The sequence below is a fragment of the Rhizobium leguminosarum genome, from assembly GCF_002953715.1.
GTDB lineage: Bacteria > Pseudomonadota > Alphaproteobacteria > Rhizobiales > Rhizobiaceae > Rhizobium > Rhizobium leguminosarum_V.
The window spans coordinates 446,780-459,937 of the sequence record NZ_CP025015.1; the positions used below are offsets into that span (position 1 = coordinate 446,780).

Sequence of the window (13,158 nt, forward strand, 5' to 3'; positions counted from 1 at the left end):
CGACCGCAAGCTTACGCGTGAGCGCCAGGCCGGTTCCCGCTACTTGCCGCACGGGGGCGCACCAAACTGGGAAAAAAGTTCGTCGCGTTCCGGTGCCGAGGGCTGCGGTGCCGATCAGTCCAGGGGTTCACTACGAAGTGCCTCGCACACCCTACGGCTTTTCATTGATTGGTGCACAAAACTCATTCGGACGCATGCCCGGAGCTGGTAAGCCGGTAAGTTTCGCTTCGTCTCGCCGACATTGCTCCGCCGCTCGTTCTAGCAGACGGCTTGAGCGTGCAGACTCACGTGCAAAAATTGACAGCTCGAATTGTTTTTCAGACGAGTGGCGCCAAACGGTTTGCCGACGACGATCCCGCTGGCGAAGACGCGCACGTTTATTCAGGCGACCAACTCGACCTGGAGATGCGCTTTTTGGTTGTATGTATCAAGGCTATCTAATATGGTTTTCAGAGGTTAGCCGCCCACGGAACTGGGCACTCACTGCTTAGATGTGACGAAGTTAATCTTGCGCCGAACCGGGAGGTTGTCGTGAAGGAAGAATCCTCAGCGGTCTCGAATGTGGTGTTCGATTTCCTGTCAGAGTCAGCCAGTGCAAAGAACAAAGACGATGTGTTACTCTTACTTGGAAAAATTTCACAATATTTCGGGTTTAGTTATTTCGCGATATCCGGCATCCCCTCGCCTCCGGAGCGAATTGATCCCTATTTCGTTTTGGGCAATTGGTCAGCCGGGTGGTTTGATCGCTATCGTGAAAACAACTATGTCCACGCCGACCCCATAGTGCAGCTTAGCAAGACATGTGATCACGCATTTGTTTGGTCGGAAGCTCTGCGAGATCAAAAACTCGCTCGGCAGAGCCGTCGTGTCATGAATGAGGCACGCGAATTCAAGTTGATTGACGGCTTTAGCGTTCCTTTACACACTGCCGCCGGGTTTCAATCGATTGTCAGTTTTGGAACGGAAAGGGTAGAGCTCTCAACCTGCGACCGAAGCGCGCTCTATCTGATGGCGGCTTACGCGCACAGCTTGCTCCGCGCCCAAATTGGGAATGATGCCAGTCGAAAAATTCAGGCGTTACCCATGATCACAACGCGAGAGCGCGAAATCATCCATTGGTGTGCCGCAGGCAAAACAGCAATAGAGATCGCAACGATTCTCGGACGATCCCATCGAACCATTCAAAATGTCATTTTGAACATCCAGCGAAAGCTCAATGTGGTTAATACACCTCAGATGATTGCCGAAAGCTTTCGTCTCAGAATCATTCGCTGAAATATATGGAGTTTTCGGCCACTTCAAAGATCGGGCCTGTTGGATCGCGACAGCCATCATGATCAGATAGTAGCCCCGTTGAAATGCAGAGCTAAATCTGCGCCTGAATTGGTAGACAGGCGCAACACAGTTTTCGGTAGGTCGAGCAGACAGCATCCATTGGGTGGCTGCGAGGACGTGCTTTGAATTTGTTTCCTCAGAAATCGTCCGATGACCGCCTACCGCCAGACGGCCCCCCCGAATTGACCCGTCGCGTCTTTTGGGGTGATCCCCGACAGATCGCAGTGGTTGGCATTTTCTGATCGGGCAGCTTGGATTAGCCGCGCACTTTTGACCGGCGCATTTATCACGCAATACGCGTTAAAGCGCGCGGGTAGCCCTGGCAATGTATTCGCCCGGTTGCCATTTGGCCTGCAGTTGACGCTTGCCCCCTCCAAACGTCCGGATGGATCCACGGGCTCGCCGCTGAAGTCGCATGTTTTCCCGGTTGACGTTCCCGGATTTCCAACCGGGCCGGCAAGCGTGACGCCGCGGATCACAACGCCAGTTTCTACGGGCTTCGCCGCGACCTTCCGTTTTTGATGCTTCTCAGCCGCGACTCCCTGCGCGAAGGTGACGGTCAGGGCGAAAGCAGCTAGGCACCCGAAAGCTCTCAAAGTAGCAGTCATTAAGCTTCTCCTCTTTTGCCGGCCGGCAAGATGTCGTCCGGACCGATGTCTCTGAATCGAAAGAAAGGACCGGCGACCCCTTCAAGTTACCGAAACTTGATCAGGTAGTTCACGGCCACGTTCTTGGGACGCGTCTCAAGAGCTGTGCGTGCCGGATTTTCTGGTGAACCTGTCGATTTGCTTGAAATGGAGGTTCCGGCGGCACTGCCCTGTTGCGAAATTCCCGCCGGCGTCGTTATCTCATAGGGATGCGCATGAACTTGCATAGCATCGCATTGGAGTGATCCAACAACATTCGCAACATTATTGCCGGTTGGATCTAGCCGTCGTTTCGCGTCAGGGTCCATACCGGCACCGGCATCGAAACCGCGCAGGAACAGCCCACGGTAGTCTGGAATCCGAAATTCCAGATCGGCCGTAGAATTCCGCTCTCCATAGAGTCCGCCGAGAACGGCGTAGAGTTCTGGATAGGCGGCTGCCCTAAGATAACGTCCGTCGCAAAGCATCCATCCCTGGGCTTCGATGTAGCAGATAGGAGCTTCCGCATTTGTACCCGCAGCCACGCCAGAGCTCGCGCAGGATGCGTTGCTCCAGATTGTATTGACCGAGTTCGAGATAGGGGCAACTTGCCCCGCAAACGAACACACCGCACCGATTGGAGGCCCTGCAAACATCTTTGGTTCCTCGGTCAAGATTGATGTGTGAGTGAGGAGTGCCACTTATCAGCAACAAGAGGCACTCCCATGCATCAGTTCTGACCTGACCGGCGGAGCTGAAGCCAATTCACGTCGCCATCAAGCCGGGTTGACATCCCAGGTATTGTCCTCGTGGAGCACGCCTACGAGATTGAAGACGGCAGAGGGAAACTTGGCTTCACTGGTCTGGGTGATCGTGTCGATACTGAGCACCGAGCCGATAGACACATTCGTTCCCGCCGCAATCCAATAGCTCGGAGTCGGCGTGAACGTGTGGAACAGATTGGTGCCCGCTTGTACAACATAAGTTCCTGTTCCGGACATGCCGATGCCCACGGAGAACCGATTGTTTGGTACATTGCCAGCATCGTTGATGACCAGCGATCCTGCAGGATCCGCCTTGATCGGTACGGTCAGGCCGGGTCCACCACTTAATGAAAAAGTAGTGGTGTTTTTCCCGCTGGGGCTGCAGTCCTCCACCCCGGAGGCAAAAAAGTCCACGCCAGGAATCAGTTGTCCCGTGTCGCTCCAGACGAAATTATAGGCGAGCTCCCAAGTGAACTTGATTTGATTGCCAACCCGAATTTGATACGGAGAGCAGAACCATGCCAAGGAGAAGACATTGGCAACAGGTTGAGGCATCTTTTGATAGACATAGAAGGTCCAAGGTTGCGCCGACTGATTCTTCAACAACAACGAATATTGCGTTCCTTGGGCAAGCGCCGCGCTTCCCGGCTGTGATGCACGGGCATGATCCGTCATTTCCTTGTCTACGTAGCTGACATGCAAGGACATTTGATTCTCCCTTTCCGCTGATTTTCTGTCTTGACGCCAGGACTGATCCAATCGTTTGGACCGCTTCTTGGCCCAGCTCCAACTGAGGCGAGTGTTATTGGAGACACGAATTCAGCTATAATCATTTCTAGGTGACGTAAATGAGTAGATATACTCCCTGACGGGCCGCCACTAACCCATAGGCATGCCCCCGAGACCCGGGACGGTAAGAGCGGTGGAAGCCTATTTGGTCGGTAGCGGATAAGCATCGGCCGAGATGGTTTTCTAACGTGATCCCATCAACGAAAAGCGGCCTGAGAGGCGGCTTGATCGAGCCTTAGGCGTCTTTGACGCACACCGTATGCTCTGCAAATTTACTCTAGCGGTATGAGATGATGGCATTCTTAAGCCCGTTTTGGCCGATCTTTCCGTTCGCGCTATTTCCCATGCCGCGCGGGATTGTTTGGTTTCAAACCATGGTAGCGCGACGGACGACGTTAATCATCCGCGACCTAGTGGATTGATTCCAACGTTTGGTGCCCACGTTTGACGGCTGCGATGATCTCATCGGGGTCTGCTTTCCAGATGAATGGCTTTGGTTCGTGGTTGTGTTCTTTGACGAAGCGGTTGATGGCCGCCTGCAGGTCAACGACGGAGTGGAAAACGCCGTGCTTCAGCCGCCGGCGTGTCAGTTTTGCGAAGAAGCCTTCGACAGCATTGAGCCATGAGCACGATATCGGGACGAAGTGGAAGGTCCATCGTGGATGCCTTGCCAGCCAGGCGCGGACCTTCGGCTGTTTATGCGTCGCGTAATTGTCGAGAATGACGTGGACCGCCTTATCTTTCGGCAGCTCCGCCTCAATGGCGTTGAGGAACCGAATAAACTCCTGATGCCGGTGGCGCTGCATGTTTCGGCCGATGACCGATCCGTCGAGAACATTGAGGGCGGCAAACAGGGTGGTCGTGCCGTGGCGCTTGTAATCGTGGGTCATTGTGCCGGCGCGCCCCTTCTTGAGCGGCAAGCCCGGTTGGGTCCGGTCGAGCGCCTGGATCTGGCTTTTCTCATCGACGGACAAGACAATGGCGTGGGCCGGTGGCGAGACGTAGAGACCGACGACATCGTGAAGCTTCTCGGCAAAAGCCTTGTCGTTGGAGAGTTTGAAACTGCGCCACCGATGCGGCGCCAGCCCATGCTCGTGCCAGATCTTGACGACGGAAGAGGCCGCGATCCCAACGGCATTTGCCGTGGCACGCACGGTCCAGTGCGTTGCCTCCTGTCGAGGCGGTTCCAGCGTCAGCGCAACGACCTGCTCCACCACGTCGCTCTCCAGAGGCGCCATGCCCGGAGGCCTGCTCTTGTCGCGCAACAGGCCATCGACCCCCTCGGACATGAAACGCTCCTGCCAGCGCCAAACGCAAGGTTTGGACTTTCCCGTCGCCTGCATGATGGCGACCGTTCCCAGGCCGTTGCCGCTCATCAAGATGATCTTGGCCCGCCAGACATGCTTCTGCGGAGACGTTGGGGCAGCAATGATGGCTTCAAGCCGAGAACGGTCGGCGGCGGTGACGTCAAATGTGATCCCTGTGCGCATCCCCAACCGTCGCACAATCCGAAACGGTTGGGAATCTCAGGACGGAATCTTTCGTCGCGATCAATCCACTAGCTCAGAAAATGAGTATTTCTACTCATTTTGAAGGACAGAAAGATCGCGCATAGTGATCCCCGGGGGTCAGGAAGCGATGATGAAGATTTGCATTGGGGACTCTCGGGCTAACGCCGTAATCATGGAGAAAATCTGGCGGTTTCGACACCAGCAATTTGTGGAGCGACGTGGGTGGCAGGCATTACGCAAGAGTGACAGACGGGAAATAGATCAGTTTGATCACGATTGCGCTATTCATTTTAGCGTTCTCAAGAACGATACGGTGATCGGGTATTCTCGGCTCCTTCCTACGGTGCAGCCACATCTTCTTTCAACCGTCTACCCGCAAATCATGCGGGGCCAAAAGTGGCCAAGGTCGCACGACGTTTTCGAATGGACGCGGTGGGCGGTTGCAAGCGGTGACGAAAAGATTGACGGGGTTCCAGTATCGCGTGTTTTGATGATCGGGTTGATGGAGTTTTGCCGCGTTGCTGGCATCACCTCGCTTATCGGCGAGACGCACCCAAAGCTGATAAACACCTTGCGCGCCAACGGGTGGCAAACACACATCCTCTCAGAGCCTAGCATTTTCGAAAACGAATTAGTCGTGCCACTCGAAGTCATCCCCTCGTCCGCCCCGCAGACGTTGTAGGCAACTAGCTAGCATAGGAAATTCCGCTCGATGTTTGAACCTTACGGCTCAGGAAGTTTTGGTCACCAATTCGCCGCCAGTCCGGCTCATAAGCGCACACAAGTCATCGCCTGGAATTCTTTTGCACAAGCGGTGCTACATCGCAATCAATGCTTAGGTCAGAGAGCCAGTCACGTAGCCGCCCGGATCGATTGTAGCCTAATGATTCCGCAGCCTATGCCACCCTAGAACGGCGTGGGACAGTCAGTGTAACTCAGTCACTCGCGTCACTGGCACCCCTTTAGGGGAACGGCGAGGAAAGCAACCAACGGAGAATCATAACATGGAAACGATAACTACCCGCAAGCCCGTTAAACTCATCGGTGGCGAGTTGAGCGTTTTTGCTAAGGCGCCGCGCGTCGGACCGACCCCTTCGACCACAGAAATTGCTGCCATGATCAAGGGGGGAAAACCGGGCGACATGGACAAACTCGACGTCTAAGTCTCATCCGTGTGACCGTCGCCAAGGCGGCGGTCACTGCCCCTTTAGATTTTCATCAACTAGGCGATCACCCATGTTCAAGGGAACGATTGACCGAGGTCATCTCGAGTGCGTGGATGAACCGCTGATCCCGTCGTCATACCCCAACATCTCTATCAAGATCCTGGACCATCCTTTACTCGAAAGCTTCCGTTGGGACACCACTGATCAAATCATCCTGATCTGCCGCGAGCGTTCCGCCGAAGCGAATGGGCAGGTTGTGGCACTCAGGGATTGGCCGATAGAACGAGCACATGATTTCTGTGCTTTTGGGCAATGGCCATTGGACTATCAGACAATTTCGATCAATCGCCATTCCGGCACGGTGACCTTCAGCGCCGGACATGGAGGTGTTGCGCCACTTTATCTGAAGGTCAGCGGTGAGCGCATTGATCTCTCCTGGTCGATAGCGGACTTTTATTCGGGCATGACTCTCGCTGACGTCGACACGGACCGAACTGGCCTGCGTCTTGTCGGGACGCTCCCCTATGCAACAACCACGATGTTTCGCTGTGTTTTCATGCTGACGGAGCGCGCGTCACTTTGCATCAGCAGGACGGGAGCCGTCGAGACGAAATATCCCCCTCCGGCACCGTATTTCATCCCGACCCCGCTTGTGGATGGGGCCGATGTTGCCGCCGCAGCATGCCGTTTGATCGACGCCCTGCTGCGTCGCTGGCCGCTCACGCCCGCCCTCACGGCTAGCGAATTCAGCGGAGGATTGGATTCGGCAGTCGTTGCCGCCATTTTGGCGGAGCAGCATCCTGACGCCCTGCAAACCTATGCCTTGGAGGTCGAGGGGCCAGCTCGAAGTCAACAGACTTCGAGGCGCGAAATAGCAATCGAGCATTTTGGCTTCCACGATCAAACGCTGCGTGTTGACACGATACTAATGGTTCCGTGTGGGTTCGAGGTGAGTAGCGACTACGTCCCAGCTCCCTACAATGCCGATCTGCAGCGGCCTCTCCATCAACTATTGAAGTTGCTCGCAACTGCCTCAGCCCCACGGGCGGTCGCAACTGGTACAGGCGGTGATGAGTTGCTAATGGCCCATGCTTTCGAGCAAAATCACGAGCAATTCGCTCGTAATATTAGCGATGCATTCCTTCCTGCGATCCTTCCCTCCGCCATGACACTGGTGCTCAAAAGCCGATTGCCCGACTATGCAGCAAGCTGCGATCGGGCACCCTTTCCTATTCTGCCGATTTCGGTACTGGAGGCACACGCCGCGCGGGCTCCTTTGTTTGCGAGCCATGGCATATGGCCAATAAGCCCATTCGCCCAGCCGGAAGCCGTACGATTTTATCGGAGTTTACCTTTAGCCTGGAGGCACGAAAAGGCGCTGCATCGCCGGATGTTGGAACGGCTTGGATATCCCAAACGGTTCTTCGGCGCTTCTATAAGAGAAAATTTCGAACACTATCTGACCGGCTCGCTGATTATCGGTGCTAGCGAGATCACTAGTCAATTATCCCGTCGTTGCCTGCTGCATGAACTGGGACTGATCGATGCTGACCGCCTGATCGCCACAATAGACGACATCCGATACGATTCTCCGCTTAGCGAGCTCGGCTCTATCTTCCACGCGATTAACGTTGAACACATGCTTCGGCGAATTGATGGAACTTGAAGGAGATCACCCGCTAACGCAGCGGGGACTTCAACACGCCTGCAATTGGAAATCGGTGTATCGCCACGGAACAAGGCGGATGGGTTCGCCGGCAGTTTGAAAATGTCGGGCTTCTGAAGCGAGACTTATATGAACATTTGCCATTGCTTTAGGGCGTTGCGTGGGCGGGATTGGCAGATGCGCCTGCCATGATCTGCCTAACAGGACCGAACAGTTAGGGCTTGATCTTAGCATGCAGTCACGACTTGATGTAAGGTCGCATCAACTGCTTTGCCTTTTGAAAAGATCCGCTCGTTCGTCAGGCGAGCAAATCAGCTACGAGGCGATACTAGCAATCGCCTCCAGGAATGCATCGATCTCTTCCTCGGTATTGTAATAATGTGGCGACGCTCGCACCACGGGCGGGAGTTGTCGCGTATAGGCGTCGACGGGTGTACTAGAAGGAGGGGAAACTGAGACGTTGATTCCCTTGCCATTCAGATAAGCCATGACGGATGACGAGTCCCAGTCGTTGACAGTGAATGAGATGATGGAAGCAAGGGGCCTCCCGAGATCATGCACGGACACGGCTCGTATACCCCGCAAGCCTTCGCGAAGCTTTGACGAAAGGTGATTGCAGCGCTCTTCGATATTTTCGAGCCCAATGTCGAGCGCGTAGTCCACTGCTGCCCGCAGGCCGAGACGAACCGAACAGTTCTTCTCCCATGTTTCAAAACGCCTGGCATCAGGGCGCAATTCGTATCGATCCGGACCAGTCCAGGGCGCGCCATAGAGGTCGATCATCGCTGGCTCGATCTTATCCACGAGTGATTTACGCATGTACATGAATCCCGTTCCGCGTGGCGCTCGGAGAAACTTCCTGCCGGTAGCAGTCAGGATGTCGCACCCGAGCGCGTTGACATCGATCGGGATTTGACCCGCAGCTTGGCATGCGTCGAGAAGATAGAGGATGCCGTTTTTTCGCGCTATTCGACCGATCGCTGCTGCTGGATTGATAAGCCCGCCGTTGGTCGGGATCCAGGTAACCGCTATCAACCGAACGCGATCATCGATCATTTTCGCCAGTGCGTCCGGATCGAGGACCCCAGAAGCGTCATTCGGAATGACTTCGATCGATACGCCGGTGCGTTTGGCAACCTGCAGAAAGGCGATGTAGTTGGCTGCAAATTCGACACTTGCCGTCAGGATCCGGTCTCCAGGTCGGAAAGAGAGGGAATAGAAGGCGCGTTGCCAGGCGATCGTCGCATTTTCAGATATCGCAATCTCGTCGCGGCCACAGTTTACGAATGTAGCCAAGCTGTCATATGTCCCCTCCAGTAGAGAGTTGGACTCAGCTGCGGCTTCGTATCCGCCGATCTCGCCTTCCCGGCTTAGGTACCCAACCACCGCTTCAATAACAGGGCTCGGCATCAGCGCAGCACCAGCATTGTTAAGGTGGTTTCTGTTTTTTGTGCCGGGGGTATCAGCACGCAAGCGAAGAAGGTCCAAAGTCTTGCGAGCGTCGCGGCTGATTTGCGACATGAGGGGTTCCTTCCTTTGATCGAGCGTCAATCTTGTTGACGCAATCGGCGTTGTCACGGAAGCTGACAACTTCGCAACCCGATGTGCAGAATTGAGCGACGGGACGTAAGCGTCCGCCAATTCGGCCGGCAAGAGCGCTCCGCGCAGTCCGATTTGCGAAACTTCACGAAGACCAAGGTGAGTTTCTCAGAAGGCGTTGTTCGTCTCGACGTACCAGCTCTTTCACGAATTGCTTTACGGCTCTCACTCTTGGAAGATAAGCTAGATCCTGGTGTGCTGACATCCAGATCTCGCGCTCGCCGCTCAGTTCGTCGAGCACTGGAACGAGACCCAGGTTTAGACTGAGTGCGAATTCGGGAAGCGCTACGATGCCTGCGCCCGCAGACGCCGCGAACATCTGCGACATCATGCTATTTGAGCTGAACGCAATTTTTGGGGTGGGTACGAGTTCCTCTAGCCAGAGCACGCTTTCAAGCTGAATCAGCTCCTCGATATAGCCAACAAAGCGGTGCTCGCTAAGATCCGCCGCCTGAGAGGGAACTCCATTGCGCTCAAGATAAGCCTGGGAAGCGAATAAGCCAGTCTTGAAACGTCCGATCAACTGACTGTCCAGAGAAGTTCCATGGGGCTTGAAGAAGCTTAGGAATAAATCCGCTTCCCGGCGAGCGACCCGAACCGTTTGCGGCGACGTTACAAGCTCGAGGTCAAGATCAGGGTGCCGGCTACTGAGTTCAACGAGGCGCTCGGAGAGATAAAGCGTTGCGATGCCTTCCATGGTGGCTAATCTGACCGTGCCGCGTATTTCGTCACGATTGCTTACGTCGCTGCGAAGAGCATTCACGCCGTTCTCGATTTCCTCCGCTCGCCGCATTGTAACCAGGCCGGCCGGTGTCAGCAGAAGTCCATCTTTGGTCCGTTCGACGAGTGCACTGCCAACCGTATATTCCAGACGAGCAAGTCGACGAGATACGGTGGAGTGGCTGACTTTTAGTTCGCGAGCGGCGCCGGTCATGCTCTTGCACCGGACAACGATGAGGAAGAGTTTGAGATCGTCCCAATCAAGATGATCGATTGCAGTCGCCATGCTACCTCCGTCTATTTTTGCACAGGGTAGTGCATCCTATTCGGGTTGGCTCGCAAATTCGTTTTGATAGTCTCAAACGTGCTGTGCCGCTATGTGTGGTGTGCAGTGAAGTAAAATATCTTGCGGAAACGCTGATCGCCAGCAGGTCGCACTACTTGAACCTACCTTGGGAGAACGCATGTCCAGACGAACGGTGAATGCTTCAAACGCTGCGGCAGTGGGACCGTATTCGCACGCGACATGGGCCGGCGATCTTCTGTTCTGCTCCGGCCAGACACCGCTAGACCCCGGCACCGGCAAACTTGTCGACGGAAATGTAGCCGACCAGACACGCCAGTGTTTCGATAATCTGTTTCAGGTCCTTGAGGCAGCAGGCCTTGGGCCGGATGATGTCGTATCCGTTAATGTCTATCTCACCGACATGAGTGACTTTGGCCAGATGAATGAGATTTACGCGACGCGTTTTTCATCGCCCTACCCGGCCCGCACCACAATCGGCTGCGCCAGCCTGCCGCTTGGAGCACGCATTGAAATCGGTCTAACAGCAAAACGGCAATCTTGAGCCTGCCTTTGCCGAGCTAGTCGAGATGGCTGATGGCGAGCCTGGATCAGTAGAGGAATGTCGATGGGAAACATGAAATTCTGGGCCGCGGCTGCTCATATTGCCCCCGTCTATCTCGATCCAGTGGCGAGCGCGGAAAAAGCTTGCTCGGTGATAGCAGAGTCTGCCCGAAACGGCGCATCGCTCGCGGTATTTTCGGAAAGCTTTCTTCCCGGTTTCCCCGTCTGGGCAGCACTTTACCCACCCATTCAATCGCACGAACATTTCAAGCGCTTCTTGAATGCTTCCGTATACGTGGACGGACCTGAAATCGAGCGTGTGCGGAAAGCTGCGTCCGACAACGGTGTTTTCGTTTCAATCGGTTTCTCCGAGCGCAACCCGGCAAGTGTCGCAGGTCTGTGGAATAGCAATGTCCTGATTTCCGATACGGGTGAGATCCTAATCCACCATCGAAAGCTGGTCGCAACTTTCTTCGAGAAACTGGTTTGGGATCCCGGCGATGGCGCAGGATTGTTCGTCGCAAACACGAGAATCGGTCGCATTGGCGGGCTAATTTGCGGGGAAAATACAAATCCGCTCGCGCGCTACAGTCTGATGACGCAGGGCGAGCAAGTTCATATAAGTAGCTATCCGCCGATCTGGCCCACTCGCGTTCCCACAGAAAGCGACAACTACGACAACCGAGCAGCCAACCGCATCCGTGCCTCAGCGCACTGCTTCGAGGCCAAGTGCTTCGGGATCATCGTGGCGGGGCACTTGGACGAAGTCGCACGCAAATCCATTGCCTTGGATGATCCTGCGATCGAAGCGATCATAGATGCCAGTCCGCGGGCCACTAGCTTTTTCCTAGGGCCGACTGGAGCGGCAACTGGTGACGAAATGACCGACGAAGGTATCGGCTATGCCCAAATCGATCTCGACGACTGTGTTGAGCCGAAACGATTTCACGACGTCGTTGCTGGTTACAACCGATTCGATATTTTCGACGTCACCGTGAACCGGATGCGTCTAAACCCAATCAGATTTTTGGAAGGCCGCGCTGAGGACGCTCTAACGTGCCCTGAGGCCGTGGCCATGCCGGAGTAGAGGTGATGGCGCGGACGGGTATGCACATGACCAAGAAGGGTTTCTCCTTCCAGGGCACTGCCGACGGCGTTCATGCCCTTAAATCGTGGATCACCCCTGAAGATGATCTTTTTCTGGTCACGCATATGGGGTTCCTGGAGATCGACCCCGAGCATTGGCATTTGGATGTCGATGGCCTCGTGGGTAACCCGACGAGATTGCATCTGTCTGACCTTCAAGCAATGCCACAGCGCGAGTACATGTCGTTTCACGAATGCGCTGGAAGTCCGCTTGCTCCGACAGTGGCTAAACGCAGAATCGGAAATGTAGTTTGGAAAGGTGTGCCGCTGTCGCTTGTTCTGGAACGCGCAAAGATCAGCAGCCATGCGTCCTACATCTGGACTTCCGGCCTGGAGTGGGGCGAATACGCAGATGTTGAAGAAGCCTATCAAAAAGACCTGCCGATAGCCAAAGCACTTGCAGAAGAGGTTATCCTCGCGCTTGAGATCAACGGTCGGCCACTCACTCCAGAGCGCGGAGGACCGGTTCGATTGGTCGTGCCAGGTTGGTATGGCACAAACTCCGTAAAATGGGTTGGTTCGATCACGGCTGCGGATCGGCGCGCAAGCGGCGCCTATACGACGCGCTTTTATAATGAGCCCACCGCGTCGGGAACGAAGCCGGTTTGGGGCGTCGCCCCGGAGTCCGTTATCGTATCGCCGTCCCCAAATGATCTGCTGTCAGCGGACATGCCAACGAAAATATGGGGCTGGGCTTGGGGAGATCGCCAGATCTCCAGCGTGGAGGTCAGCGTGGACGGTGGAGGCTCGTGGCGGACTGCCTCAGTAGGGCCGCGCGAGGGAAGAAGTTGGCAGCGGTTCGAGTTGCCGTGGACCCCTACATCAGGCCAGAATATCTTGCTATGTCGGTGCACGGATGAATTTGGGGAGGGACAGCCGCTGACTGACGCGAGAAATGCGGTGCACACGGTTCAAGTTGACGTTGATCCTTGACCCGGAGCCCACTGCGACATTGGGACGGGCATTCACGGACGCACGAAAAAATCGAG

At 55.2% G+C, this 13,158-nt stretch carries 12 protein-coding genes; 7 read left to right on the forward strand and 5 right to left on the reverse strand.

Annotated elements, in window-relative coordinates; all coding sequences use genetic code 11:
* Positions 1-531 precede the first annotated feature (531 nt).
* Positions 532-1,275 (forward strand): helix-turn-helix transcriptional regulator, encoded by a 744-nt coding sequence (locus CUJ84_RS34420; RefSeq protein WP_105009947.1) that lies wholly within the window; start codon positions 532-534, stop codon positions 1,273-1,275.
* Between the two features lie 754 nt (positions 1,276-2,029).
* Here the strand turns inward: CUJ84_RS34420 and CUJ84_RS34430 are convergent.
* The 3 genes from CUJ84_RS34430 to CUJ84_RS34440 all read right to left on the reverse strand — a co-directional run bounded on the left by CUJ84_RS34430 (position 2,030) and on the right by CUJ84_RS34440 (position 5,004).
* The gene (locus CUJ84_RS34430; RefSeq protein WP_032998704.1) at positions 2,030-2,506 is read right to left on the reverse strand and encodes a tail fiber protein; all 477 of its coding nucleotides are present in this window, start codon (positions 2,504-2,506) and stop codon (positions 2,030-2,032) included.
* Positions 2,507-2,737: 231 nt separating this feature from the next.
* Positions 2,738-3,433: a hypothetical protein gene (locus CUJ84_RS34435; protein ID WP_018484262.1), complete on the reverse strand. Its 696-nt coding sequence runs from the start codon at positions 3,431-3,433 to the stop codon at positions 2,738-2,740.
* Between the two features lie 491 nt (positions 3,434-3,924).
* Positions 3,925-5,004, reverse strand: coding sequence for an IS630 family transposase (locus tag CUJ84_RS34440; protein ID WP_105009872.1), 1,080 nt, complete (start codon positions 5,002-5,004; stop codon positions 3,925-3,927).
* Positions 5,005-5,152: 148 nt separating this feature from the next.
* Between CUJ84_RS34440 and CUJ84_RS34445 the strand changes: the two genes are divergently transcribed.
* From CUJ84_RS34445 to CUJ84_RS34450, 3 genes are all read left to right on the forward strand, one after another.
* Entirely contained in the window at positions 5,153-5,707 is a 555-nt protein-coding gene (locus tag CUJ84_RS34445) for an acyl-homoserine-lactone synthase (RefSeq protein WP_028734672.1), read from the forward strand.
* A 322-nt stretch (positions 5,708-6,029) separates the two neighbouring features.
* Entirely contained in the window at positions 6,030-6,188 is a 159-nt protein-coding gene (locus CUJ84_RS38525; RefSeq protein WP_018484260.1) for a hypothetical protein, read from the forward strand.
* Between the two features lie 73 nt (positions 6,189-6,261).
* Positions 6,262-7,857: an asparagine synthase-related protein gene (locus tag CUJ84_RS34450; RefSeq protein WP_105009950.1), complete on the forward strand. Its 1,596-nt coding sequence runs from the start codon at positions 6,262-6,264 to the stop codon at positions 7,855-7,857.
* A gap of 315 nt (positions 7,858-8,172) precedes the next feature.
* Here the strand turns inward: CUJ84_RS34450 and CUJ84_RS34460 are convergent, their stop codons facing one another.
* Both CUJ84_RS34460 and CUJ84_RS34465 read right to left on the reverse strand, forming a co-directional pair.
* Complete coding sequence (locus CUJ84_RS34460; RefSeq protein WP_105009951.1) at positions 8,173-9,378, reverse strand: aminotransferase class V-fold PLP-dependent enzyme; 1,206 nt, start codon at positions 9,376-9,378, stop codon at positions 8,173-8,175.
* A 163-nt stretch (positions 9,379-9,541) separates the two neighbouring features.
* On the reverse strand, positions 9,542-10,462 hold the full coding sequence (locus CUJ84_RS34465; protein WP_105009952.1) for a LysR family transcriptional regulator: 921 nt from the start codon (positions 10,460-10,462) through the stop codon (positions 9,542-9,544).
* A 178-nt stretch (positions 10,463-10,640) separates the two neighbouring features.
* On the opposite strand from CUJ84_RS34465, the gene CUJ84_RS34470 reads away from it, so the two are divergent.
* The 3 genes from CUJ84_RS34470 (at position 10,641) to CUJ84_RS34480 (ending at position 13,102) form a co-directional block, all read left to right on the forward strand.
* Positions 10,641-11,024 (forward strand): RidA family protein, encoded by a 384-nt coding sequence (locus CUJ84_RS34470; protein WP_105009953.1) that lies wholly within the window; start codon positions 10,641-10,643, stop codon positions 11,022-11,024.
* Positions 11,025-11,087: 63 nt separating this feature from the next.
* The gene (locus CUJ84_RS34475; RefSeq protein WP_105009954.1) at positions 11,088-12,110 is read left to right on the forward strand and encodes a carbon-nitrogen hydrolase family protein; all 1,023 of its coding nucleotides are present in this window, start codon (positions 11,088-11,090) and stop codon (positions 12,108-12,110) included.
* Between the two features lie 5 nt (positions 12,111-12,115).
* A complete protein-coding gene (locus CUJ84_RS34480; RefSeq protein ID WP_105009955.1) occupies positions 12,116-13,102 on the forward strand; it encodes a molybdopterin-dependent oxidoreductase in 987 nt (328 codons plus the stop codon).
* Positions 13,103-13,158: the final 56 nt, after the last annotated feature.